The sequence below is a fragment of the Sphingomonas sp. FG14 genome (genome assembly GCF_057809675.1).
Genome location: NZ_JBMDKK010000001.1, coordinates 1,150,949 through 1,174,546 on the forward strand (window position 1 = coordinate 1,150,949; position 23,598 = coordinate 1,174,546).

Sequence of the window (23,598 nt, forward strand, 5' to 3'; positions counted from 1 at the left end):
ATCGATGCATGTGAACGGCCAATGGAAACAGGCGAGCGGTGAGAGCTTTCGCTCGATCGATCCCGCGACGGGAGAGATCGTGTGGGAAGGCGCGGCCGCGACGGCGGATGATATCGCACAAGCGGTCGCGGCGGCGCGCGCGGCGCTGCATGCATGGCGCGCGGCATCGCTCGACGATCGCATCGCGGCGGTGCGCCGCTTCGCCGCGGCACTCGAGGCCGATCGCGAAGGTTTCGCGGAACTGATTTCACGCGAGACCGGCAAGCTGCTATGGGAAACGCGCGCCGAGATCGGATCGATGATCGGCAAGGTTGCCGTCTCGATCGCCGCCAATGCCGAGCGGACGGGCGAGCGCGCGTCCGATACCGATTTCGGTCGCGCGGTGTTGCGCCATCGCGCACATGGTGTGATGGCGGTACTCGGGCCTTATAATTTCCCCGGCCATCTGCCCAACGGCCATATCGTGCCGGCGTTGCTGGCGGGCAACACGATCGTGTTCAAACCGTCCGAGATCACCCCCGCCACCGGCGAACGCATGGTCAAGACCTGGGAGCAGGCGGGCCTTCCCGCCGGCGTGCTCAATCTCGTTCAGGGCGCACGCGCGACGGGCGAAGCCTTGGTCGCCGCCGATATCGACGGTCTGCTCTTCACCGGTTCGGCCGGCGCCGGCGCCGCACTCAAGCGCGCGACGATCGACCGCCCGCACCTGATCCTGGCGCTCGAACTGGGCGGCAACAATCCGCTGATCGCCTGGGATTCACCGGAAGCCGCCGCGTCGATTATCGTCCAGTCCGCCTTCGTCACCACTGGCCAGCGCTGTTCGTGTGCCCGCCGGCTGATCGTTCCGCAGGGGCCGACGGGGGACGCGATCGTCGATGCCATCGATGCGATGGCCGGTCGGCTGCGCATCGGCGCCTGGAACGATTCCGAGGATGGCTTCATGGGTCCGCTGGTCTCCGATGCTGCGGCGGCTGGCTCACGTGCCGCCTTTGCCGGGCTGCAGGCGCGCGGCGCACGTACGATCCGCGATTTCGGCGGTATCGACGGCCGCTCGGCCGCTTTCGTGACGCCGGCAATCCTCGACGTGACGGGCATCGACGTGCCGGACTCGGAAATCTTCGCACCGGTGCTCCAGGTCACCCGGGCCTCTGATTTCGACGCCGCGATCGCAGCAGCCAACGCCACCGCCTTCGGCCTTTCCGCTGGCCTGATCAGCGCCGACGCCGCCTTGTGGGACCGTTTCCTGGAAGCAAGCCGCGCGGGCATCGTCAACCGCAATCGCCCGACCACCGGGGCGGCGGGCAACATGCCCTTTGGCGGGCTCGGCGCATCGGGCAATCATCGCCCCAGCGCCTATTATGCCGCGGATTATTGTGCCTATCCGATCGGCAGCTTCGAAGCTGATAATGTCAGTGCGGTCGCCGTGCCGGGGCTTGCCGCCTGATGAGTGAGCCGAGCTGGATCCTGACGCTGACCTGCAACGACCGGGTCGGCATTGTCGCGGGGGTCAGCGCGTTCCTGGCCGCGCGCAGCGGCTTCATCCTCGATAGCCAGCAATATGCCGATGTCGAGACGGCGCGCTTCTTCATGCGCGTCGTCTTCACCGCCGGCGGCCCCGACTTCCCGGGCGATACCGAGGAACTGCGCACCCAGTTCGCCCAAACGGCGACGTCCCTGGAACTCGACTGGTCGCTGACCGCCGCCGACGAACGCCCGCGCGCGCTGATAGCGGTCTCGAAGGGATCGCATTGCCTGAACGACCTGCTGCATCGTCGCCAGACCGGCGGACTTTCGGTCGATATCGTCGGTGTCGTCTCCAATCACGACGATCTGCGCGGACTCGTCGAATGGCATGGCCTGCCCTGGCATCATCTACCGGTGAACGCCGACAACCGCGACGCGCAGGAGCGCGCGATCGAAGCGCTGATGATCGATAGCGGCGCCGAACTACTGGTGCTAGCCCGCTATATGCAGGTGCTGACGCAGGATTTCTCGGCGCGGCTGAGCGGGCGCTGCATCAATATCCATCACAGCTTCCTGCCCGGTTTCAAGGGCGCGAAACCCTATCACCGCGCCCATGCGCGCGGCGTGAAGCTGATCGGCGCGACCGCCCATTTCGTGACCGCCGATCTCGACGAAGGTCCGATCGTCGAGCAGGCGGTGGAACGCGTCGATCACCGCGCATCGGTGGACGACATGATCCGCATCGGCCGCGATATCGAAGCGCAAGTGCTGGCCCGCGCCGTCAATGCGCTGGGGGAACGGCGGGTGTTCCTCAATGACGGGAAGAGCGTGGTTTTCCGGTAATGATGTTTGTCTCGCTGAGCCAATGACACCTCTTCGTCACGCTCAACTCGTTTCAGCGGCCATGTCGAATCCTGCACCATCGCGCCCGTTTTCACATCGACCCTGAAACGAGTTCAGGGTGATGCCAAGGCCGGCTCTGAAGCAATCCAGGGATGCTTCCGGCATTGGATTGCTTCGCTTCGCTCGCAATAATGAAGATGGACGGATCGAACGTAATCGGGAACTGAAACGATGGATTCATGCCGATCGATCTAGATCACCCCGCTCCCGCAAGCAGTGCTTTGCCCGATCTCCTGTCATGCATTATTTCCAGCTCGCCTCGAAACGCATCAAGAAGCACATATTCGGTCTCAAAACTGATCGCGAGACACTGCGATATATCGTTCAGGTCCGCGAGATTCACACGTGCTTCCAGTCGCCCGTTCGCCTTCGCCTGCATCACGTCGAGAGCCGCGACGAGGCCAGCGCCTCCGTCCATCCCCCATTGCCATCGGCAACTCGCCGTGCCGTCGAGCGGATATCGGCCAATCTGACCAATCAGGTCTGGCAACTCACCGAGGTTCGACCAGAAAAATGACGACCCCGAGAAAAGCGCCGTCCGGACGTCGAACCAGAGCCGGCCGACTTCATCGTCCGGATCGGGTTCGTAGCGGAGGATAAGATGGCTCATCGCGGTGTTTGTGCCCTATGCGCTCGCATCGGCACGCAGCGAACGTAGCTGTTCCATCGCCCAGTCGTACATGTCAGCCTCCGCCGCGCGCTGGGTGCGGTCGAGCCGTTTCATGCGCTGTTCCACTTCCTCCAGCACGCCACGGGCGCGGCGACGATCGCCGGCCTGGAGCAACAGGGCCGCATAGCGGCAGCGCGCTTCCTCGCCCGGATAGCGCGAGACCAGATCGGCATAGATTGCCATCGCCGGCGCGATCTTGCCCTGCGCCTCCAGAATGCGTGCGCGCAGCATCGCCAGCCGGTCCTGCTCGCCGATACCGGACGGCTGCGCGATCTCGTCGACCAGCCGTTCCGCTTCGGCGGCCTCGCCGATCTCGATCAACGCGCGGGCGAGCTTGGCCTTGACCCTGTCGTCACCGCCCGGTGAGCGCGCCAACGCCTCGCGATAATAGGATATCGCCTCTTCATGGCGGTCCAGCCCGGCAAGCGCATCGGCCATCGCGATCCTGTTGGCCACCGTATCCGCCAGCGACAGCGCCTCCTGCGCGGCGCGCAGGTCACGCTCGGGATCGAAATGCGCCACCGCCCTGGCATGCGCGGTGCGGACATGCCGATTGCCGCGCAGTCCCGGCAGAATCTCGAGGATGAAATAGGCGGCGGCGCCAGCCAACGGCAGGAACATGATCACCATGATCCAGGTCTGGTTACGCCCGTTGCGGATCACATGGATCGCGCAGGCGATCTGGATCAGAGCGGAGGCGATCAGCCAGGGCATCAGCTACCCGCCTCGGACTCCCTGGTTCCCGTACCCGGCTGCCGCACGGTTTCCACGACGAACCCCTTGCGCCACAATATCCACAACAGAACCATGCCCGGTATCGCCGCAACGATGGTGAACAGCCAGAAACCGGGCCACCCCAGCGTTTCCGCGAGATATCCCGACGGCGTGGACAGCCATGTCCGCCCCACGCCCGCCAGCGCGGACAACAGCGCGAATTGCGTCGCGGTATAGGCCACGCTCGACAGGCCGGAGAAATAGGTGACCATCACGGTCAGGCCGATGCCGCTGGTGATCTGCTCCACCGAGATCGCGATCGCGAGCCAGGTCACCGAATGCCCGGCCAGCGCCACGATCACGAAGAAGAAGTTGCTGACCATCATCATCAGGCCTGAGATGAACAGCGCCCGTCCCATGCCGAGCCACGCCATGAACGGTGCCGCGAGCGCGGTGCCGACGATCAGCCCCCAGAAACCGAGCACCTTGTTGATCGCGATGAACTCGGTGTCTGAAAAGCCGAGCTCGACGATCATCGGGTTGAGCATGCCCTGCCCCATCGCGTCGCCCACCTTGTAGAGCAGCACGAACAGCAGGATCAGCAGGGCGCCGCGCCGTTTCAGGAAATCGGCGAATGGCGAGACGACAGTGTCCTTGAGCCACTGCGTGCCGCTCGCGACCTGCTTCATGGCGCTGTCGTGCAATCCCGGCCCCGCCCAGAAGGCCGCGATGACGCCGGGGACGATGCACAGGCCCGTCAGCCCATAGGCCATCGCCCATCCCAGATTGAGCCCCTCCGCCGAGGCCAATGCGATCGTGCCGACACCCGCGATGAATGCGCCGATGCGATATCCGAGCTGGTTCGTCGCGGTGCCATGGGGCAGTTCGGCATCGGACAGGATCTCGATCCGATAGGCATCGATGACGATGTCCTGCGTCGCGCCAAGAAAGGCGGTCAGGATCGCCCAGAAGGCGAAGATCCCGAGATGTTTTTCCGGTTCGCTCGCGCCGAGCATCCAGACCGAGATGAAAAGCAACGCCTGGATGAAGAACAGCCAGGATCGCCGCTGGCCGAACAGCGGCGTCAGCACCGGCAGTTTGATCCGGTCGACCAGCGGCGCCCAGAGGAACTTGAGCGTATAGGGCGTCGTCAGGCCGATCGCGAAACCGATCGTCTTCTTGTCGATACCGACCTTGGACAACCAAAAGGTCATCGTGCCCAACAGCAGCGCGAGCGGAAATCCGCTCGATATGCCGAGCAGCAACGCGGCAATCGGACGCGGGCGCAGATAAGGCCGCATCGTTTCGAGGAAGCTCGCAACCCGCGATGCCGTAGCGTCAGCCATGAACCATATCCCGCCCCTGCAATTTCCGCGGGAAACTATAGAAATTCTGCGATATGCCTAGCCCCAGAACGACCGGAATACCGCGAACGGAGAGGAACGGCGGCATGAACGCGCTCACCCCCACACCGGGCCAGCTCGCGCTGGCGGACGCGATCGCGCATGGCTGCCCGCGCACCGGCGAAGCCATCACCAGCGTGCCCGCCTCCGCCTATACCGATCCCGTCCGCTTCGAGGCAGAGCAGGAGCATCTGTTCCGCAAGCTCCCCCAGGTGATCGCACCATCGGCGCTGCTGCCGCGCCCCAATATGGCGGTGCCGCATGACGGCTTCGGCACGCCTTTGCTGATCGCGCGCGATGGCAAGGGCGTGGCGCATGTGTTCCGCAATGTCTGCCGCCATCGCGGCACGCGGCTGGTGGAGGGCGGCGAAACCGTCTGCGCGCCACGGCTCGTCTGCCCCTATCATGCCTGGACCTATAAGCTCGACGGTTCGCTGGCCGGCATGCCCAGGCCAGACAGTTTCCCCGATCTCGACAAGCAGGATTTCGGCCTGATCGAACTCCCGACCTTCGAGGCGGGCGGGCTGATCTGGTTCTCCTTCGCCGAAGGGGCCGACTTCGCAGGCGCCGAAACGCTGTCGCACGATTTCGATGCCTTCGCGCTCGGCGGCCAGCACTTGTTCCGCAGGCGCACGCACGATGTGCCCGCCAACTGGAAGCTGATCATGGACGCATTCCTGGAAAGCTATCACGTCCAGCGGCTGCACGCGGACACGATCGGTCCCTTCTTTCAGGACGGCGTGACCAGCGGCGACACGATCGGGCCGCATCAGCGCTCCGCGGTCGGCCGCGAGGCGGCGGTCGCGGCACTCGACCTCGGCGACTGGCAATCGCTGCGCGCCAGCATCACCTTCGCCTATCAGCTCTTTCCCGCCACCGTCATCATCGTCAGCCCCGACTATGTGAACCTGATGGTGCTCATGCCGCGCGGCGTGGACCGCGTGCTGGTGGAGGATTTCATGCTGATCCCCGAGCCACCGGAGACCGACAAGGCGCTGGCGCATTGGGAGCGGAGTTGGACCTTGCTCGATGAAGGCGTTTTCGCAAACGAGGATTTCCGTGCGGCAGCACTGGGCCAGGAAGGGCTCACTTCCGGTGCGATCGATCGGCTGACGCTGGGCACGCTGGAAACCGGCATCCGGACCTTCCACGATACGGTGGACGCGCATCTGGGTTGATCCGACGCCTTCCTCTCCTGACGTCGCCCCAGCGAAAGCTGGGGCCCATGCGATCCATCGGCCACACAGAATCGGAAGGCATTGCATAGGCTCCAGCTTTCGCTGGAGCGACGGGTTGAAGGCCTGGAGTAAAGTCCCTTACACGGCGTAGAGGTTCAGCCCCGCCGGCAACCGCCTTGGCTTCTTCCCGCCGAGCCTCGCCTCGATCACCGAAAGCGCATCGAGCAGTTCGCGATGCCCATAGGGCTTGGCAAGACAACCGATCGACAGGTCCGGAGCATCGACGGGGCAGCTCGCGGTCACGAACATCAGCCTGATACCCCGCGGCTTCACGGCGCGGGCCAGATCGACGCCGTCGCGTTCGCCCGTCAGCCTTACATCGCTCAGGATCAGATCGAGCGGCTGCGCCTCGATCACCGCCATCGCATCGCGATAGCGATCGACCGTCGCGACCACATGATAATCGGCCTGAGTCAGCGCATGTTCCAGGTCGAACGCCACCAGCGGCTCATCCTCAACGATGAGCAGTCGATTGATCAGCCTTTGCTTGCGCCCAAACAGCATCTATGCGCTTGTCCTCTCGCGACACGCGTAGCGCATAGCCGCTCGCGCAAGAGCGCGCATTGATTCATTTTGTTCCGGAGTCCGCCTGTGCCCCCGCCGCCGCGCAATGCGAAGAACAGCCGCAAGGGCGGCCCGAAAACCGGATCCAGATCGGGTTTCAAGGGAGTCCCGCAGCCGGGCGCGAAGACCGGTGACGGGCGCAGCACCAAGCCGGGGCCGAAGCGCGATGTCGACGACGGCTCGAAGCTCTATTCGCGGGGTGAAGCGAAGCGCGGCGTGGCGCGAAATGCCAAGCCCCAGGCAAAAAGCGGTTCAGGGCGTGATGCCGAAGCTGGCGCGAAGCCATATGGCAAGACCGATGCGAGACGTGGCGCCGATGCAGGTGCGAAGGCCCATGGCCGGACCGATGCACGGCGAGACGCCGACGCAGGTACGAAGCGCAGCGGCAAACCGGATCCGCGGCGCAGCACCGGTGCCGATGCCCTACCCCATGGAACGTCGCATCGACGGCGCAGTATCAATATCGGCGCGAAACCCATTGGCAGATCCGAACCACGGCGAGATGCCGTCGCCCGGCCGAAACCATATCCCAAGCCCGTCGCGAGCGCGGGCCTGAATGCCGGTTCGCGCAGCGATTCCCAGGAAGCGTCAAAAGCCGGCCAGCGTATCGCCAAGCTGCTCGCCCGCGCGGGCGTCGCCTCGCGTCGCGAGATCGAGCGAATGATTGGCGAGGGCCGAATCGCCCTGAATGGCGTCCCGCTGGAAACCCCGGCGACGATACTGCCCAACCTGACCGGGATCACGGTGGACGGCACGCCGGTTCAGGCGGCCGCCCCGACGCGCTTGTTCCGTTATCACAAGCCCTCGGGCCTGCTGACCGCGGAACGCGATTTCACTGGCCGCCCGACGATCTATGACAAGCTGCCCGAGGGCTTGCCGCGCGTCATTCCCGTTGGCCGTCTCGATCTCAACACCGAAGGGCTGTTGCTGCTCACCACCGATGGCGAGCTCAAGCGTCAGCTCGAACTGCCGCGCACCGGCGTCGTCCGCAGCTATCGTGCCCGCGCCTATGGCCAGATCTCTCAGGCACAGCTTGAGGACCTGATCGAAGGCGTCGAGATCGAGGGCGTCCGCTACGGCTCGATCGACGCCAATCTCGAACGGCGGACCGGCGCCAATGTCTGGGTCGAGATGAGGTTGACCGAAGGCAAGAACCGAGAGGTTCGCCGCGTACTCGAGCATTTGGGCCTGCAGGTTTCGCGCCTGATCCGGACCTCCTATGGCACGCTGACGCTGGGCGACCTGCCGAGCGGCGCGGTCGACGAAGTGCCTCAGCACGAACTCGTCGCGTTCAGGAAGGCGCTGAAGTGATATGCGGATAATCGCAGGCGACTGGCGCGGACGGGTGTTGCGCGCGCCTGCCGGACAGGCAACCCGGCCGACCAGCGATCGCACGCGCGAGGCGCTGTTCTCGATGCTCGCGAGCCGGCTGGGCAGTTTCGAAGACCTGCGCGTCGCCGATCTGTTCGCGGGAACCGGCGCACTGGGCTTCGAAGCCCTGTCGCGCGGCGCCGCGCGCTGCACCTTCGTCGAGCAGGATCGCGCGGCGCTGGCGACGCTGCGCGCCAATGCCGATGTGCTGAAAGCCGGAGATCGTGCGGATATCCGTGCGCAATCGGCGCTGGCGCCGCTTGCCGGCCCCTTCGATCTCGTCATGCTCGATCCGCCCTATGAGACCGGGCTGGGCCAACAGGCGCTGGCGGGGCTTGCCGAGCGCGGCGCGATCGCGCCGGGCACGTGGGCCAGCCTGGAGACCGGCGTGCGCGAAACCGTCGGGATTCCCGGCTTCTCGATCGCGGTCGAACGCGTCCACGGCAAGGCGAAGCTGACGCTGCTGACGATGGATTGATGCATCGCTGGCTCGAGCGAGGAGCGCGATGACGAACAGCGATCGTCGGATGAGCACAGGCGACTGGATCATCCTGCAGGTGCTCACGATCCTGTGGAGCAACGCCTTCATCTTCATCGAGATCGCGCTATGCCGATTTCCGTCGATGACCCTGGCGTTTGTCCGCCTGACGCTCAGTCGCGGGCGCGCAGCACGAGCAGCGCAACCAGGCTGATCGTCGAAGCCCCCGCCAGATACAGGCCGACCCAGAGCAACCCGCCATATTCTGACAAGGCCTGTGCTGCGACCGGCGTCAGCCCGCCGCCGACGATGCCCGCCACGTTGAAGGCCAGCGACACGCCCGTATAGCGCACCCGCGCCGGGAACAGGCCGGGCAACCAGGCACCGAGCGGGCCATAGACGAAGCCCATGACGAGGAGCGCGACGCTGAGCCCGATGAAGATGACGACCAGCGATCCCGATTCGAGCGCCGGCGCGAGCAGCAAGCCGGTGATGATCGCCGCGACCGTGCCGTAGATCAGCACGCGCCCCGCGCCGATCCGATCGGACCACCAGCCGGCCAGGCAGATGCCGAGCCCCATGAACAGGATCGCCCCGATCTGCATCGACAGGAAGACCTGCCGGTCGATGCCGAGCGTCTTGGTCGCATAGCCGAGCGCGAAGGCGGTGGAGAGATAATAGACGGCGAAACAGGCGATCACGCCGAAGGTGCTGCCCAGCGTCACTTTCCAGTGATCACGCAGCAGTTCACCCAAGGGTACGGCGGGCGGCGGGCCTTCCTCCAGCACCGCCGCGAAGGCAGGTGTCTCTGTGATCTTCAGCCGCACCCACAGCCCCAGCCCGACCAGCACGATGCTGAGCAGGAACGGAAGCCGCCATCCCCAGGCCAGGAACTGATCGGTCGTCATCATCACGCCCAGGGCAAGGAACAGGCTGTTGGCGGCGATGAACCCCACCGGCGCCCCCAGTTGCGGCACCATGCCATAGCGCCCACGCCAGCCCGGCGGCGCATTCTCCACTGCGAGCAGCGCCGCTCCGCCCCATTCTCCGCCCAGTCCAAAGCCCTGGCCGAAACGCAGGATGTTGAGCATGATCGGCGCCCATATGCCCGCCGTCGCATAGGTCGGCAGGAAAGCGATCAGCAGCGTCGATCCGCCCATCAGCATCAGCGAGGCGACCAGCGTCGATTTTCGGCCGATACGGTCGCCATAATGGCCGAACACCCAGGCGCCGACGGGCCGCGCGATGAACGCGGTGCCCAGGCTGGCATAGGATAGCAGCATCTCCATGCCCGGATCGCTCGACGGGAAGAAGAGTTGGCCGAACACAAGCGCCGCCGCGGTCGCATAGATGTAGAAATCGTAGAATTCGACCGATGTACCGACCAGGCTCGCAAACAGGATGCGGCGATTGGACGGTGCGGATACGCTGTGTGTGGTCATGGCCCTCTCCCCGAAGGGGCCATAGCCGCATCCTCCACGACAGCGAAAGCGGGAATCAATCCGCTGGCGGAACCGGGTGCTCCCCGCCCCGTGCGGTCAGCGAAGCACCGACTGAAGCGGCGACGATCGCCCCGATCGCGAGCCATTGCAGCAGGGCAAGCTGTTCGCCGAGCAGGATCAGGCCGGACATCGCACCGATTGCCGGCTCAATGCTCATCAACGTGCCGAACAAATTGGTGGGCATGCGCGTCAAGGCCATCATCTCGAGCGTATAAGGCAATGCCGTCGACAGGACCGCGACGCCCAGCGCCATTGGCAGCACCGCGGGATTGAGCAATGCGGAACCGGCATCGGCCACGCCCACGGGCACCACCAGCAGCGCCGCGATGATCGTGCCCCAGGCGACACTGCCCGCGCCGAGATCGCCGCCCGCCTTCTTGCCGAACAGGATATAGCCGGCCCAGAAGGCGCCGGCCGCCAGGGCGAAGGCAGCGCCCACCGGATCGACGTCGCTGATCCCCGTCCCGATGGGCAGCAGCAGCAACAGGCCGGCAGCGGCAAGCGCCACCCAGAGGAAATCGATGGGCCGGCGCGATCCGAACAGCGCGACCGCCAGCGGCCCGACGAACTCCAGCGCCACCGCCACGCCGATAGGCACGGTTCGCAACGACATGTAGAAAAGCAGGTTCATGCAGCCCAGCGCCGTGCCATAGAGCAGCAACGCACGGCGTTCGCCGGGACGCGGCATGCTGCGCCACGGACGCATCGCCGCAATCAGGATCACCGCGCCCAGGCCAAGCCGCAGCGCACTCGCGCCCGGGGCTCCGACCAGCGGAAACATATGCTTGGCGATCGAGGCGCCGGTCTGGATCGACGCCATCGCGATGAGCAGCAACAGGATCGGATAAGCGAGGCCACGCCCGCCCGTTCCGGTCATGCTTCCGACCATGACTTGTCCCTTCGCAAATTGTGCAGCATAATGCACAACTCACTATGAGCAATATATTGCACAGTCAACCCCGCCCGCCCCTTCTCGCGCATGTCGCGAGCAATCTGCGCCGATATCGCGGTGCCCGCGCGATGAGCCAGGATGCGCTGGCGACCGCGTCTTCGGTCAGCCGCCGGATGATCGCCGCGATCGAGGCCGGAGACGCCAATGTCAGCCTGGCGACGCTCGACCGGCTTGCAGAGGCGCTCGATGTCCGCTTCTCCGATCTCGTTCAGGGGCCGGCGGGCGCCAATCCTGAACGGATCGAGGCGTTGGCCTGGGCCGGTGACGATCCAGCAAGCCAGGGGACGCTGTTGTCGAGTTTCACGGCCGCGAACGAGGTCGAGGTCTGGCGCTGGTCGCTCGGTGCGGGCCAGAGCTATCTGCCAGTCATCCACGGCCCCGCCTGGACCGAGACGGTATGCGTGACCGAAGGCGCACTGATCATTCATTTCATCGACGGCCCATTGACGATCGCCGCAGGCGATTTCCACGCCTATCGCTGCGACGACACGACCCGCCGGTACGAGAATCCGGGCCCGGAGATCGTCCGCTTCTTCCGCACGATCGCGCATTGATCGGCGCCCCTGACGATGCCGCAATCGACCGCGTCGCTGAATCTGGCGGCATTCGAACGCTTTGTCGCTGGATAAATGGAGAATTTCCGCAACTAAGGACTCGGCGGAAGGGCAAAGCGCCTTTAAGGGGGTGAGAGTTCGGACTTGAGTGGGGAGCGGTCCGGGTCGTCGCGGTGGGGACCGAAAGCGACGGCGCCCGGACCGATATCGGTATGAGCGAACATGAAAGCATAGCGAGGCGGATTGCCCGATGGGTCGGCGCCTCCGGTGAAAACGCAGAGGACGGGCAGCACGCCCAGGACGGATCGTTCACGCGCATCAGCGAGCAGCGCCGAAGGCTGTTCGACGAGATCGGCGACTTCCTGTTCGCGCACGACCTGGACCTGACGCCGCTCAATTTCAGCCTGGCGAGCGATTATCTGACCGGCAACAATCACCGGATCGCGACGGCTGTCGCGGCCCGGCTCGAATCCGCCGGCACGATCACCGACAGTTGGGCGGAGGCGCTGGTCGCTGCCGAGCAGAACACCGAACTGACGGCGGACGCGCTTCGCGCGATGATCGAACGCGTCGAGGGAAATCTGGGCGAAGCCGCTACAGTCATCGACCGTTCGCACATGTCGGCCAAGGACTATGGAAAGGCACTTGCCGGCGCGGCCGAGGACCTGAACGAGGACGGTGGCAATTCGGGCGTGTTCCTGAAATTGCTGAGCCTGACGGAATCGATGATCAAGGAAACCCGCGACATCGAAAAGGACCTGCGCGACCAGCAGAAGCAGGTTCAATTGCTGGAAAAGAGCCTGGCGAGCGCGCGCCACGCCGCCGAGCACGACCATCTGACCGGCCTGCCCAATCGCCGGGCCTTCGAGGCGCGGCTGACCGAGCAATCCAACGCCTCGCGCGCGGACGGCAAGCCGCTCACCATCGCCTTTTGCGACATCGACCATTTCAAGGCGGTCAACGATACGCATGGTCATGAAACCGGTGATCGCGTGCTGAAGCTGGTCGCCGACATCCTCTCGAACATCTCGGGAGAGGCCTGCCATGTCGCCCGCCATGGCGGCGAGGAATTTGTGATGCTGTTCCGCGACATGACCTGCGATCAGGCCTTCGACATCGTCGACGAAACACGCGCGAGCCTCGCCCAGCGTAGCCTTGTCAATCGAGATACGGGCAAGCGGTTGCCGACAGTGACTTTCTCTGCCGGAATCGCCGATGTGCTGCAGCACGAGGATCCGCGCAGCGCGCTCAAGGCGGCCGACCAGGCGCTGTATCTCGCCAAGAAATACGGCCGAAACCAGGTGAGGGTGGCGGAAGACCAGCAATAGTTTTTGCATCGGGTCACGTCGCAGGGCGCTTGCCCCCGCCGGCCATGTTCCCTAACTGTTCGCCGGTGACCGTTCCCGCCCCCTCCCCCGACGATCCGCCCTATCTGCGCGGACTGAACAGCCCGCAGCGCGAGGCCGTGCTGACCACCGAGGGTCCCGTGCTCGTCCTTGCCGGCGCCGGCACCGGCAAGACGGCGGCGCTGACCGCGCGGCTGGCGCACCTGCTCTACACGCGCAAGGCCTGGCCGTCGGAGATCCTGTCGGTCACCTTCACCAACAAGGCCGCGCGCGAGATGAAGGAGCGTGTCGGCCGGCTGGTGGGCGACGTGGTGGAGGGCATGCCCTGGCTCGGAACCTTCCACGCGATCGGCGCGAAGATGCTGCGCCGCCATGCCGAACTGGTGGGCCTGCAATCCAATTTCACCATTCTCGACACCGACGATCAGCTCCGTCTGCTCAAGCAGCTTATCGCCGCCGCCGATCTGGACGAGAAGCGCTGGCCCGCACGCCAACTCGCCGGGCTGATCGACGGGTGGAAGAACAAGGGGCTCACCCCCGACATGCTCGACGCAGGCGACAGCGAATTGTTCGCCAACGGCCGGGGCCAGGAGCTGTACCGCGCCTATCAGGACCGGCTGCGCGCGCTCAACGCCTGCGATTTCGGCGATCTGCTGCTCCACATGCTGACGATCCTGAAAGGGCATCGCGACGTGCTGGAACAATATCAGCAGCGCTTCAAATATATCATGGTGGACGAATATCAGGACACCAATTCCAGCCAGTATCTCTGGCTGCGCCTGCTCGCCCAGAGCCGCAAGAACATCTGCTGCGTCGGCGACGACGATCAGTCGATCTATTCGTGGCGCGGCGCACAGGTGGAGAATATCCTGAAGTTCGAAAAGGATTTTCCCGGCGCGGCGGTCATCCGGCTGGAACAGAATTACCGATCGACCTCGCATATCCTGGCCGCCGCTTCGGGCGTGATCGCCAACAATGCCGGGCGGCTGGGCAAGACGCTCTTCACCGACGCCGGCAGCGGTGAGAAGGTGGAAGTGATCGGCATATGGGACGGACCGGAGGAGGCCCGGCGTGTCGGCGACGAGATCGAGGCACATGTGCGCTCAGGCGGATCGCTCGACGACACCGCGATCCTCGTCCGCGCGCAGCACCAGACGCGCGAGTTCGAAGACCGGTTCATCGCGATCGGCCTCAATTACCGCATAGTCGGCGGCTTCCGCTTCTATGAACGGCAGGAAATCCGCGACGCGCTTGCCTATCTCCGTATCGTCCACCAGCCAGCCGACGATCTTGCCTTCGAACGCATCGTCAACGTGCCCAAGCGCGGCCTGGGCGACAAGGCGGTGATGAAGCTGCATATGCTCGCGCGCGCCGAAGGCATTCCGCTGACGCTCGCCGCGGCACGCATCCTCGACACTGACGAGATCACGCCCCAAGCGCGCCGCGCGCTCGGCAATTTCATCGGCGACGTCGCGCGCTGGCGCGACATGGCGAACACGCTGCCCCACCCCGAACTGGCGCGCCAGATCCTCGACGAAAGCGGTTATACCGCGATGTGGCAGGCCGAACGCTCGGTCGAGGCGTCGGGCCGGCTTGAGAACCTCAACGAACTCGTCCGCGCAATGGAGGAATATGAGACGCTGGGCGCGTTCCTCGAACATGTCAGCCTGGTAATGGACAATGAAGCCACGGCCGAGGATCCCAAGGTGACGGTGATGACGATCCACGCCGCCAAGGGGCTGGAATTCGACACCGTCTTCCTGGTCGGCTGGGAAGAAGGCGTCTTCCCGTCGCAGCGCGCGCTCGACGAAGGCGGGCTCGCCAGCCTGGAGGAGGAACGCCGGCTCGCCTATGTCGCGATCACACGGGCGCGCCGCCGCGCGGTGATCATGCACGCCGCCAATCGCCGCATCTACGGCCAATGGACCAGCAGCATCCCCAGCCGTTTCATCGGCGAGCTGCCTGGCGAGCATATCGTCGAGCAGAACAGCATGTCTGGCGGCGAAAGCCTGTGGCGCGCCAATTGGTCGGAACGAGCCGATCCCTTCGCCTCGATCGCGCGCGGCACGGGGCGAGGCCCCGGCTGGCAGCGCGCGGCCACCGCCGGCAGCTTTTCTGCCTCCCCAAAGCGCGTGACGGAGGCGCGCGCCAGCGCGGTCAGCCTGGGCAACAAGGGGCGTAGCGACATCAGCCTGGGCATGCGCGTGTTCCACCAGAAATTCGGCTATGGCACCGTCGCGGAGATCGAAGGCAACAAGCTGGAGATCGATTTCGAACAGGCGGGCCGAAAGCGGGTGATGGACAGCTTCGTGACGATCGGCTGAGCTTCGACGGAGAGATCAGCTGAAGAGTATCGCGGCAACGATGGTCGCGACAACACATTCGATCATCGCGAGCGATGCGTTCCACAATCCCAGCCAGCGCGAAACCTTCAGATTTCGCGCGAACCAGCCGATCTGAAGACCGCCATACCAGAGCAACGCCGCCGCCATCATCGCCAGGCCGAGCAGCGGCGCCCAGTGCCACCGAAGTTGGCAGACAATCGCCCCGATCCCGATCCCGAGCGCAAAGGGCGCCGCGATATAGCATTGGCTGTAAAAGGGCGCGCGCAAGGTCCTCCGTTCCAGCCCGATACGCTGCTTGCGAACGAGGCGCGTCGCCATGACCATGGGAAACAGGCTGAAGATCACGACGCGCAGCAGCACGAGATTGGTGTCGCTGTCGATCAGGCCGGCATTGTCCTTCACGATGCTGCTTTCGCCAACCACGGCCAGTTCGATCGCATGGCCAAGCATCAGGGTCAGCAATAGAAACAGGGGTGGGCTGAGCGTATCGGTATATTGCCGATCCTCCGAATCGCCGAGTTCGCTGTCCGAATAGTCCATCATCTCGCGGGGGTGCCGGAGCGTCCGCCACTACGTGACCGGATGGAACACCAGCCACGACATGACTTCGTAGAGCAGGTCATCAAGCGATTGCAGCAGGTTGAAGAAATTCATCGCCAGTATCGCCTCTGCATTTTCACCAGCATCGTCGTCAGAACCCTCGCCGTTTACCAGTTAACATCTTGGGACGGCTCCGTCCCGTCGCGGCACAGCGAAAATCCGCCCCTTCTTCTCGCCAGCCCTTTGGGTAAACAAAGCATGAATCAGGTTCCTGGAGATCGGCGGTGACGAGCAAGGCGGTGAAGAGCGCATTCGGCGCGGGCGTGAAGGCCTTTCTGGCAGTCGGCCTGCTTGGCGGCGCCGTCGCCGCCAGCGGATTGCCGACCAGGATGCTTCCGGCCAAGGCCACACCGGCAAAGACCGAGCCTGCCGCCAAGGCACCAGCCACTCCAAAGGCACAGGTCAAGCCGGTCGCGCAGGTCGCGCCCGCGAAACCGGCCGAGCCCGAACATTATGTCATCAAATCGGCGCTCCAGATCGATGGTCCACTGAAGCATGGCGACTATGTCTGGAACGACAAGGGCGTTCCGCAGGGGCCGATGCTGATCACCGTCGACCTCACCGCACAGACATTGTCGGTCTTTCGCGACGGCTATGAGATCGGCGTCGCCGTGATCCTCTACGGCGCCACTGACAAGCCCAGCCCGCTCGGCACTTTCCCGATCACCCAGAAGAAGAAGCACCATATCTCCAACCTCTACAACGCGCCGATGCCCTATATGCTGCGCCTCACCAATGACGGCGTCGCGATCCATGGCAGCGACGTGAAATGGGGTTCGGCCACGCATGGCTGCATCGGCGTGCCGACCGAATTCGCCAAGCTGCTGTTCGATCAGGTGAAGCTGGGCGATCGCGTGATCGTGACCGACGGACAGATGCTGCAGGTGGGCGCGAAACTGCCCGCGGCCTGACCCGGAAGAACCGGTCCTTCGCGTCGCCGACGATGCGCCCGGGACAAGCGCATTTTCCGTTGTGACAATTGCGTGACACTTACGCTACAGGCTTATGACAGAAGACCTTGATCGTTTCGGGCCGGACCGGCCCGAAATGCGAATCGGGGCCTCAACGATATGAAAAGAGCCTGACCATCCGGCAGATCGCCGCCCTTCCCTATTCGACCGACGAAACCGGCGCGATGCGCATCCTGCTGATCACATCGCGGGACACGCGGCGCTGGGTGATTCCCAAGGGAAATCGGATCAAGGGGCTCGCCGCGCACCGCGCCGCAGAGGTGGAGGCATTCGAGGAAGCGGGGATCGCCGGCGTCGCCTGCCCCGCGCCGCTCGGTCGTTATCGCTATCGCAAGAATCGGCGCGATGGTTCCGCGAAGACCGCCACGGTCGAGGTATTTCCGCTCGCCGTCACCGAACAATCGAGCCATTGGCCGGAGCGCGACGAGCGCGAAACGCGCTGGTTCTCCGTCACCGAAGCAGCCGAGGCGGTGGACGAACTCGATCTCAAGGCGATCATCGCGGCCTTCAGGGAGCCGCCACCGGCCCCCGGGCCGTTCTATCGCGCAATATTATGGCTCCGCGAACAGGGAGCGGAAAGGATACCCATGCTGCGCTGGTTCCAGGCGTTGATGCCCAAACAGGGCCGTTTCTTCGAACAGTTCGAGGATCATGCCGCGACGCTCGTCGCGGGCGCCGATGCGCTCGCCAGGCTGCTGAAGGGCGGCCCGGACATGGCGATCCATTGCCAGGAGATCATTGACCGCGAGCATGAAGCGGACGACATCATCCGCGACGTTCTGCAAGATGTACGGCGCACGTTCGTGACCCCGTTCGATCGCAGCGCCATCACCGACCTGATCGGCGTTATGGACGATGCCATCGACCAGATGAACCAGACCGCGAAGGCCGTTCAGCTTTTCGAGGTCACCGAATTCCCGCCACAGATGCAGGATATGAGCGCGATCATCGTCGAAGCCGCGCGGATCACCGCCGAGGCGATGCCGCTGCTGCGCTCGCTCAACATCAACGCGCCGCGCCTGCACGACCTGACCGAGCGTCTGGTGAAGCTGGAGGGTCATGCCGACGAGATCCACGAAGCCGGCCTCAAGGCGCTGTTCAAGGCTGGCAAGAAGGGCGACACCATGGCCTTCATCGTCGGGCGCGAACTCTACAGCCATCTGGAGAAGGTCACCGACCGGTTCGAAGACGTCGCGAACGAGATCCAGGGTCTCGTGATCGATCACGCCTGAGCCGCACGCCCACCATGGACGCCGCACAAATCGCCTTTCCCCTGCTGATCGCGCTGATCGGCGTCGCACTGGCATTCGATTTCCTCAACGGACTGCACGACGCCGCCAATTCGATCGCGACGATCGTCTCCACGCGCGTGCTGCGCCCGCAATATGCGGTCGCCTGGGCCGCTTTCTTCAACTTCATCGCCTTTCTGTTCTTCGGGCTGCATGTGGCGGAGACAGTCGGAAAGGGGATCGTCGAAGCCAATATCATCGATGCGCAGGTGATCTTCGGCGCACTGATGGGCGCGATAAGCTGGAATCTCATCACCTGGGCGCTCGGCATCCCGTCGAGCAGCAGCCACGCCTTGATCGGCGGCCTGCTGGGCGCCGGCACCGCCAAGGCCGGGCTATCGGCGGTCGTATGGAGCGGCGTGTTCAAGACCAGCGCGGCGATCGTGATGTCGCCGGCCGTGGGCCTGATCCTGGCGCTGCTGCTCGTGCTCATCATCTCCTGGCTGTTCGCGCGCTTCACGCCGCTTGCCGCCGATCGCTGGTTCCGCAAGATGCAGCTCGTCTCCGCATCGCTCTATTCGCTCGGCCATGGCGGCAATGACGCGCAAAAGACGATGGGGATCATCGCCGTGCTTCTCTATTCTCAGGGCATGCTGCAGGGTGATTTCCACGTGCCCTTCTGGGTCGTGATCTCGTGCCAGGCAGCGATGGGACTTGGCACGCTGTTCGGCGGCTGGAAGATCGTCCACACCATGGGATCGAAGATCACGCGATTGACGCCGGCCCAGGGTTTCTGCGCCGAAACGGGCGGCGCGATCACCTTGTTCGCCGCCACGCATTTCGGCATTCCGGTTTCGACGACGCACACCATCACCGGCGCGATCGTCGGCGTCGGCGCGTCACGGCGGCTGTCGGCGGTGCGCTGGAACATCGCGTCGAGCATCGTCGTCGCCTGGGTGGTCACCCTGCCGGCGGCAGCCGCGATCGGCGCTCTGTTCTACTGGTTGACGAGCTTCTTCGCCTGAACGGAACCGCTCGACCATACGGCTCGTTCGCGCTCCATCCTCGAGAATGGAGCGTATCATGCCAAATCCGCAGGAACTCGAAGCCCGTTTCTGGAAGGCCTTGAAATCCGATCGTACGATGATGCTCGGATTGGATGGCATTGCCGATGGCCACGCGCAGCCGATGACCGGGCTGACCGAAACGGATGCCGGACGCGGCCCGATCTGGTTCTTCACCACCAAGGATAACATGCTGGTCCGCGAGATGCGGCTGGGCCATCGCGCGATCGCGCATTTCACGTCCAAGGGTCATGACCTGTTCGCGACCCTGCACGGCGATCTCGTCGTCGAGGATGATCGGGGAATGATCGACAGATTGAGGAATCGCTGGGTGGCTGCCTGGTTTCCCAAAGGCAAGGATGATCCCCAACTCGAACTGATCCGGCTCGATCCGGAGCGTGCGCAGATCTGGCTCGATGAAAACAGCCTGTTCGCTGGCGCGAAGATGATGCTGGGCCTTGGCGATCCTAAGCAGGACTACAAGGACAAGGTAGCCGAGATCACATTGGGCTGACACCCGCCCCGATGCCGCTCGGAGCCTGATTCACGCTCCCGCCGGAATCGCAAAGCGCTTCCAACGGAACCGATCAGACCATTGGCTTCGAGCCTGATTCACGGTCCCGCCGGAATCGCAAAGCGCTTCCAACGGAACCGATCAGGCTCTAGGAGGCAAGCGTGGAGAAACCCGCGCATCCCTTCGCTTTCCGCGATTTCCGCGCCTATTTCGTGGCGCGGCTGACCTCTACGCTGGCGCAGATGGCGATGGTGATCGTCATCGGCTGGCAAGTCTATGATCTTTCGCGCAGCCAGTTGGGCATGACCACGAAGGAGGCCGCGCTCCAGCTCGGCCTGATCGGCGTCGCCCAGTTCCTGCCCCTGCTGATCCTGACCCCGGTGGTAGGCTGGGTCGCCGACAAGGTGGACCGGCGCTGGATCGCGCGCCTCTCGGTGGCACTGGAGGCATGCTGCGCGATCATGCTCGGCTGGCTGAGCTGGACGAATGCGATCGATCTGCCCGCGCTGTTCGCGGTCGCCGCACTGCTTGGCGTCGCCCGCGCCTTCGCCAGCCCGGCATTGCAGGCATTGGCGCCAAATCTCATTCCCCTCGCCTCGCTGCCCGCCGCGATCGCCATGAGTTCGCTCGCCTGGCAATCGGGCTCGGTCTTCGGCCCCGCCATCGGCGGCTATCTTTATGCCGGGCATCACGCGCTGCCCTATGCGGTGTGTGCCGGGCTGTTCGCGACGGCGCTCGTCGCGCTGATGACGATCCGCCCGATCCGTCGCAGCATGATCACAGGTGATGCACGCCCGTGGCAGCAGATGCTCGACGGGTTGCGCTATGTGCACCGCAATCGCCTGGTATTCGGCGCGATCTCGCTCGATCTCTTCGCCGTGCTGCTCGGTGGCGCGACCGCGATGCTGCCCGTCTATGCACGCGACATCCTGCATGTCGGCGCCGAAGGGCTCGGCCATCTGCGCGCCGCGCCGGCACTCGGCGCGGTCTTCGTCGCCTTGTGGTTCGCCTGGCGTCCGCTGCGCCAGGATGTGGGGACGAAATTGCTGATCGGCGTCGCCATATTCGGCGCGGCGACGATCGGATTCGGGGTCTCGCGCGACATGACCTTGTCGCTGGCGATGCTCGTCCTGCTCGGTGCCGCGGACATGCTGTCCGTCTATGTGCGGCAATCGCTGATACAGATCTACACGCCCGACGACATGCGCGGGCGCGTTGGCGCGGTTTCCACATTGTTCGTGTCCGGCTCCAACGAGCTGGGCGAAGCCGAGTCCGGATTCCTTGCCGCATTGATCGGGCCGGTCGCGGCGGTTGTCGCGGGCGGAATCGGTGCCATATTGGTGGCAGGGCTCTGGGCGCGCTGGTTTCCCGAACTGCGCGCCGCGCGGACCTTTGCCCCGCCTAAAACTCTCGAAGACATACCCCTGAAGGAGACTGCGACATGAAGGCCGCATCGATACTCGACACGATCGGAAACACCCCTCACATCCGTGCCAACCGGCTGTTCGGCGACGCCGAGGTGTGGATCAAGTCGGAGCGCGCGAATCCCGGCGGTTCGATCAAGGACCGGATCGCTCTGGCGATGATCGAGGCGGCGGAAGCCTCAGGAGACCTGACACCCGGCGGCACCATCGTCGAACCGACATCGGGCAATACCGGCGTGGGCCTGGCTATGGTCGCTGCGGTCAAGGGCTACAAGCTGATCCTGGTCATGCCGGAGAGCATGTCGCTTGAACGCCGCCGCCTGATGCTCGCCTATGGCGCCACCTTCGATCTGACCCCCAAGGAAAAGGGCATGAAGGGCGCGATCGAACGCGCGATGGAACTGGTCGACCAAACTCCGGGCGCGTGGATGCCGCAGCAGTTCGAGAATCCGGCCAATATCGACGTGCATGTCCGCACCACCGCGCGTGAGATCCTGCGCGATTTCGCCGATACGCCGATCGACGTGCTGGTCACCGGCGTCGGCACCGGCGGCCATATCACCGGCTGCGCCGAGGAACTGAAGCGGCATTGGCCGGCCCTCAAGGTCTATGCGGTCGAACCGACGCTCTCACCCGTGATTTCGGGTGGTCAGCCGGGTCCGCACCCGATCCAGGGCATCGGCGCGGGCTTCATTCCAGCCAATCTCCATACCCAGGCGATCGACGGCGTGATCCAGGTCGATCCTGCCGATGCCAAGGAGATGGCGCGCCGCGCCGCGCGTGACGAAGGCATGCTGGTCGGTATCTCTTCCGGTGCGACCCTCGCCGCGATCGCACAGAAGCTGGCGGAACTTCCCGCCGGAAGCCGCGTTCTGGGCTTCAACTACGACACCGGCGAGCGTTACCTCTCGGTGCCGGATTTCCTGCCCGAGAGCTGAGGCAAGGCGAAACCCCATATTGATGCAGACAACCATCGCTGACGCCCCGAAGCCCGTGGCGCCACCGGCCGATATTCTCGGCCGGGCGATGCTGCTCGTCATGTCGCTGGGCCTGCTGGCGGCTGCATGGATGGTGGCGCGAACCGATCCGGTCCTGCCACCACAGGCGATCGCCCAGCAGCGCCCGCCGACGCCACCGCCGGCGGTGGAACCGCTCGAACTCAAGGCCGTGGCGCCACAGGATGCGGTCGCGATCAACGCCGCCGTCCCCTTCTCCACCGCGCCTAATCCGGCGGCACGCCCATTCTTCCTGCCATCATCCTCTCCGGACTATGCGCGTTCGGCCGATTGCCTGGCTGCAGTGGGCCTCTATGAAGCCGGTTCCGGCGATGCCGATGGACAGCGCGCGGTGATCCAGGTGGTGCTCAACCGGCTGCGCCATCCCGCCTTCCCCAAGACGATCTGCGGCGTGGTGTTCCAGGGATCGGAACGCAGCACCGGCTGCCAGTTCACTTTCACATGCGATGGCGCGATGCGCCGCATCCCTTCCGCCGACGCCTGGGCCCGCGCCCGCGCCGTCGCGGAACAGATGCTCGGCGGCCATGTCTATACCGCCGTCGGCAACGCCACCCATTATCATACCGACTGGGTGGTCCCCTATTGGAGCGCGAGCCTCGACAAGGTGACGGCGGTCGGCACGCATCTGTTCTTCCGCTGGGCGGGCTGGTGGGGCACGCCGCCGGCGTTCCGGAACCATTATGCCGGCGGCGAACCCGCGATCGGAAAGCTCGCCGGCCTCTCCGAAGCACATCGCGGCGGCGCGGTGCAGTTGGCGGACGGCGCCGCGCCTCCCGTCGAGATGATCGCCAATCCGGTGCTGCTGGCGCGATACGACAAGACAATCGTGCGCGACGGCGACAGCTTCATCGTCCCCTTCGGTCGCAATGCCTCTCCCGACAGCTTCCCCAGCCTCGCGCTGGCGGCATGCGGCACGCTCGACCATTGCAAGGTGATGGGCTGGGCGGAAATCGCGGAGACCCCGCGCAGTTTTCCGATCGATCCCGGCGCGCTGGCGGGCATGTCGTTCAGCTATCTGCGCAACCGCAAGACCGGCTTCGAAAAGGCGCTGTGGAACTGTGACGAGTTCGATCGGGCCGACAAGCGCGACTGCATGAAGCCGCGGACGATCGCCGCGCAGGAAACGCGCACGCCGCGCACCGGCAAGGAACGTATCAGCCTCCAGGATCTACGCACCGCGCTGGTCAAGCCCGCACCGGAACCGGACACTCCGGTCGCGATGCCGCCGCGCCCGAAAGCGAAGCCGATCCCGATGGCGACCGACGAACCCTGACCC

Annotated in this window: 24 protein-coding genes; 18 read left to right on the forward strand and 6 right to left on the reverse strand. The window is 64.6% G+C overall.

The genetic code is table 11. The features are described 5' to 3' along the window. Window positions 1-4 precede the first annotated feature (4 nt). The 3 genes from astD to ACODTA_RS05525 all read left to right on the forward strand — a co-directional run bounded on the left by astD (window position 5) and on the right by ACODTA_RS05525 (window position 2,884). The gene (gene astD / locus ACODTA_RS05515; protein ID WP_489064793.1) at window positions 5-1,444 is read left to right on the forward strand and encodes a succinylglutamate-semialdehyde dehydrogenase; all 1,440 of its coding nucleotides are present in this window, start codon (window positions 5-7) and stop codon (window positions 1,442-1,444) included. Beyond that, complete coding sequence (purU, locus tag ACODTA_RS05520; RefSeq protein ID WP_489064794.1) at window positions 1,444-2,307, forward strand: formyltetrahydrofolate deformylase; 864 nt, start codon at window positions 1,444-1,446, stop codon at window positions 2,305-2,307. The genes astD and purU overlap by 1 nt, the downstream gene beginning before the upstream one ends. 298 nt (window positions 2,308-2,605) lie before the next feature. Continuing rightward, entirely contained in the window at window positions 2,606-2,884 is a 279-nt protein-coding gene (locus ACODTA_RS05525; protein WP_489064795.1) for a hypothetical protein, read from the forward strand. Between the two features lie 108 nt (window positions 2,885-2,992). On the opposite strand, the gene ACODTA_RS05530 is transcribed toward ACODTA_RS05525, so the two are convergent. Both ACODTA_RS05530 and ACODTA_RS05535 read right to left on the reverse strand, forming a co-directional pair. After that, entirely contained in the window at window positions 2,993-3,751 is a 759-nt protein-coding gene (locus ACODTA_RS05530; RefSeq protein ID WP_489064796.1) for a tetratricopeptide repeat protein, read from the reverse strand. After that, the gene (locus tag ACODTA_RS05535; protein ID WP_489064797.1) at window positions 3,751-5,097 is read right to left on the reverse strand and encodes an AmpG family muropeptide MFS transporter; all 1,347 of its coding nucleotides are present in this window, start codon (window positions 5,095-5,097) and stop codon (window positions 3,751-3,753) included. The genes ACODTA_RS05530 and ACODTA_RS05535 overlap by 1 nt, the downstream gene beginning before the upstream one ends. A gap of 104 nt (window positions 5,098-5,201) precedes the next feature. Between ACODTA_RS05535 and ACODTA_RS05540 the strand changes: the two genes are divergently transcribed. After that, window positions 5,202-6,332 (forward strand): aromatic ring-hydroxylating oxygenase subunit alpha, encoded by a 1,131-nt coding sequence (locus ACODTA_RS05540; protein WP_489064798.1) that lies wholly within the window; start codon window positions 5,202-5,204, stop codon window positions 6,330-6,332. A 138-nt stretch (window positions 6,333-6,470) separates the two neighbouring features. Here the strand turns inward: ACODTA_RS05540 and ACODTA_RS05545 are convergent, their stop codons facing one another. Continuing rightward, a complete protein-coding gene (locus ACODTA_RS05545; RefSeq protein ID WP_489064799.1) occupies window positions 6,471-6,896 on the reverse strand; it encodes a response regulator in 426 nt (141 codons plus the stop codon). An 87-nt stretch (window positions 6,897-6,983) separates the two neighbouring features. On the opposite strand from ACODTA_RS05545, the gene ACODTA_RS05550 reads away from it, so the two are divergent. The 3 genes from ACODTA_RS05550 to ACODTA_RS05560 are packed head-to-tail and all read left to right on the forward strand — an operon-like array spanning window position 6,984 to window position 9,019. Beyond that, on the forward strand, window positions 6,984-8,267 hold the full coding sequence (locus ACODTA_RS05550) for a pseudouridine synthase (protein WP_489064800.1): 1,284 nt from the start codon (window positions 6,984-6,986) through the stop codon (window positions 8,265-8,267). A 1-nt stretch (window position 8,268) separates the two neighbouring features. Then, window positions 8,269-8,805 (forward strand): 16S rRNA (guanine(966)-N(2))-methyltransferase RsmD, encoded by a 537-nt coding sequence (gene rsmD, locus ACODTA_RS05555; protein ID WP_489064801.1) that lies wholly within the window; start codon window positions 8,269-8,271, stop codon window positions 8,803-8,805. Window positions 8,806-8,833: 28 nt separating this feature from the next. Beyond that, window positions 8,834-9,019, forward strand: a complete 186-nt coding sequence (locus tag ACODTA_RS05560) for a hypothetical protein (RefSeq protein ID WP_489064802.1) — start codon at window positions 8,834-8,836, stop codon at window positions 9,017-9,019. Here ACODTA_RS05560 and ACODTA_RS05565 read toward each other — a convergent pair. Beyond that, a complete protein-coding gene (locus ACODTA_RS05565) occupies window positions 8,979-10,247 on the reverse strand; it encodes an MFS transporter (protein ID WP_489064803.1) in 1,269 nt (422 codons plus the stop codon). The genes ACODTA_RS05560 and ACODTA_RS05565 overlap by 41 nt on opposite strands. Window positions 10,248-10,302: 55 nt before the next feature. Then, a complete protein-coding gene (gene rhtA / locus ACODTA_RS05570; protein ID WP_489064804.1) occupies window positions 10,303-11,196 on the reverse strand; it encodes a threonine/homoserine exporter RhtA in 894 nt (297 codons plus the stop codon). A 44-nt stretch (window positions 11,197-11,240) separates the two neighbouring features. On the opposite strand from rhtA, the gene ACODTA_RS05575 reads away from it, so the two are divergent. The 3 genes from ACODTA_RS05575 (at window position 11,241) to ACODTA_RS05585 (ending at window position 15,483) form a co-directional block, all read left to right on the forward strand. Beyond that, window positions 11,241-11,813 carry a helix-turn-helix domain-containing protein gene (locus ACODTA_RS05575; RefSeq protein ID WP_489064805.1) on the forward strand — a complete coding sequence of 191 codons (573 nt, stop codon included), beginning with the start codon at window positions 11,241-11,243 and terminating at the stop codon, window positions 11,811-11,813. Between the two features lie 173 nt (window positions 11,814-11,986). Continuing rightward, window positions 11,987-13,141: a GGDEF domain-containing protein gene (locus ACODTA_RS05580; protein ID WP_489064806.1), complete on the forward strand. Its 1,155-nt coding sequence runs from the start codon at window positions 11,987-11,989 to the stop codon at window positions 13,139-13,141. A gap of 65 nt (window positions 13,142-13,206) precedes the next feature. Continuing rightward, on the forward strand, window positions 13,207-15,483 hold the full coding sequence (locus ACODTA_RS05585; RefSeq protein ID WP_489064807.1) for an ATP-dependent helicase: 2,277 nt from the start codon (window positions 13,207-13,209) through the stop codon (window positions 15,481-15,483). 15 nt (window positions 15,484-15,498) lie between these two features. On the opposite strand, the gene ACODTA_RS05590 is transcribed toward ACODTA_RS05585, so the two are convergent. Then, the gene (locus tag ACODTA_RS05590; RefSeq protein WP_489064808.1) at window positions 15,499-16,047 is read right to left on the reverse strand and encodes a hypothetical protein; all 549 of its coding nucleotides are present in this window, start codon (window positions 16,045-16,047) and stop codon (window positions 15,499-15,501) included. Window positions 16,048-16,086: 39 nt separating this feature from the next. On the opposite strand from ACODTA_RS05590, the gene ACODTA_RS05595 reads away from it, so the two are divergent. From ACODTA_RS05595 to ACODTA_RS05630, 8 genes are all read left to right on the forward strand, one after another. Beyond that, window positions 16,087-16,332, forward strand: a complete 246-nt coding sequence (locus tag ACODTA_RS05595) for a hypothetical protein (protein WP_489064809.1) — start codon at window positions 16,087-16,089, stop codon at window positions 16,330-16,332. Next, complete coding sequence (locus tag ACODTA_RS05600) at window positions 16,329-17,015, forward strand: L,D-transpeptidase family protein (protein ID WP_489064810.1); 687 nt, start codon at window positions 16,329-16,331, stop codon at window positions 17,013-17,015. The genes ACODTA_RS05595 and ACODTA_RS05600 overlap by 4 nt, the downstream gene beginning before the upstream one ends. Before the next feature lie 176 nt (window positions 17,016-17,191). Then, complete coding sequence (locus ACODTA_RS05605) at window positions 17,192-18,307, forward strand: DUF47 family protein (RefSeq protein WP_489065393.1); 1,116 nt, start codon at window positions 17,192-17,194, stop codon at window positions 18,305-18,307. 14 nt (window positions 18,308-18,321) lie between these two features. Beyond that, complete coding sequence (locus ACODTA_RS05610; protein ID WP_489064812.1) at window positions 18,322-19,329, forward strand: inorganic phosphate transporter; 1,008 nt, start codon at window positions 18,322-18,324, stop codon at window positions 19,327-19,329. A 58-nt stretch (window positions 19,330-19,387) separates the two neighbouring features. Beyond that, window positions 19,388-19,882, forward strand: a complete 495-nt coding sequence (locus ACODTA_RS05615; protein WP_489064814.1) for a pyridoxamine 5'-phosphate oxidase family protein — start codon at window positions 19,388-19,390, stop codon at window positions 19,880-19,882. Window positions 19,883-20,043: 161 nt separating this feature from the next. After that, complete coding sequence (locus ACODTA_RS05620) at window positions 20,044-21,327, forward strand: MFS transporter (RefSeq protein ID WP_489064816.1); 1,284 nt, start codon at window positions 20,044-20,046, stop codon at window positions 21,325-21,327. Next, window positions 21,324-22,244, forward strand: a complete 921-nt coding sequence (gene cysK / locus ACODTA_RS05625) for a cysteine synthase A (protein WP_489064818.1) — start codon at window positions 21,324-21,326, stop codon at window positions 22,242-22,244. The genes ACODTA_RS05620 and cysK overlap by 4 nt, the downstream gene beginning before the upstream one ends. 55 nt (window positions 22,245-22,299) lie before the next feature. Further along, the gene (locus ACODTA_RS05630; RefSeq protein WP_489064820.1) at window positions 22,300-23,595 is read left to right on the forward strand and encodes a cell wall hydrolase; all 1,296 of its coding nucleotides are present in this window, start codon (window positions 22,300-22,302) and stop codon (window positions 23,593-23,595) included. The last annotated feature ends 3 nt before the right edge of the window (window positions 23,596-23,598 follow it).

Excerpts from the sequence above, each read along its gene's own strand:
- ACODTA_RS05560 (WP_489064802.1), top strand. The coding sequence starts at position 8,834 with ATGACGAACAGCGATCGTCGGATGAGCACAGGCGACTGGATCATCCTG.
- ACODTA_RS05575 (WP_489064805.1), top strand. The coding sequence starts at position 11,241 with ATGAGCAATATATTGCACAGTCAACCCCGCCCGCCCCTTCTCGCGCAT.
- purU (WP_489064794.1), top strand. The coding sequence starts at position 1,444 with ATGAGTGAGCCGAGCTGGATCCTGACGCTGACCTGCAACGACCGGGTC.
- ACODTA_RS05610 (WP_489064812.1), top strand. The coding sequence starts at position 18,322 with ATGGACGCCGCACAAATCGCCTTTCCCCTGCTGATCGCGCTGATCGGC.
- ACODTA_RS05615 (WP_489064814.1), top strand. The coding sequence starts at position 19,388 with ATGCCAAATCCGCAGGAACTCGAAGCCCGTTTCTGGAAGGCCTTGAAA.
- ACODTA_RS05535 (WP_489064797.1), bottom strand. The coding sequence starts at position 5,097 with ATGGCTGACGCTACGGCATCGCGGGTTGCGAGCTTCCTCGAAACGATG.
- rsmD (WP_489064801.1), top strand. The coding sequence starts at position 8,269 with ATGCGGATAATCGCAGGCGACTGGCGCGGACGGGTGTTGCGCGCGCCT.
- ACODTA_RS05525 (WP_489064795.1), top strand. The coding sequence starts at position 2,606 with ATGCATTATTTCCAGCTCGCCTCGAAACGCATCAAGAAGCACATATTC.
- rhtA (WP_489064804.1), bottom strand. The coding sequence starts at position 11,196 with ATGGTCGGAAGCATGACCGGAACGGGCGGGCGTGGCCTCGCTTATCCG.
- cysK (WP_489064818.1), top strand. The coding sequence starts at position 21,324 with ATGAAGGCCGCATCGATACTCGACACGATCGGAAACACCCCTCACATC.
- ACODTA_RS05540 (WP_489064798.1), top strand. The coding sequence starts at position 5,202 with ATGAACGCGCTCACCCCCACACCGGGCCAGCTCGCGCTGGCGGACGCG.
- ACODTA_RS05595 (WP_489064809.1), top strand. The coding sequence starts at position 16,087 with ATGGAACACCAGCCACGACATGACTTCGTAGAGCAGGTCATCAAGCGA.
- ACODTA_RS05545 (WP_489064799.1), bottom strand. The coding sequence starts at position 6,896 with ATGCTGTTTGGGCGCAAGCAAAGGCTGATCAATCGACTGCTCATCGTT.
- ACODTA_RS05530 (WP_489064796.1), bottom strand. The coding sequence starts at position 3,751 with ATGCCCTGGCTGATCGCCTCCGCTCTGATCCAGATCGCCTGCGCGATC.
- ACODTA_RS05565 (WP_489064803.1), bottom strand. The coding sequence starts at position 10,247 with ATGACCACACACAGCGTATCCGCACCGTCCAATCGCCGCATCCTGTTT.
- astD (WP_489064793.1), top strand. The coding sequence starts at position 5 with ATGCATGTGAACGGCCAATGGAAACAGGCGAGCGGTGAGAGCTTTCGC.
- ACODTA_RS05590 (WP_489064808.1), bottom strand. The coding sequence starts at position 16,047 with ATGATGGACTATTCGGACAGCGAACTCGGCGATTCGGAGGATCGGCAA.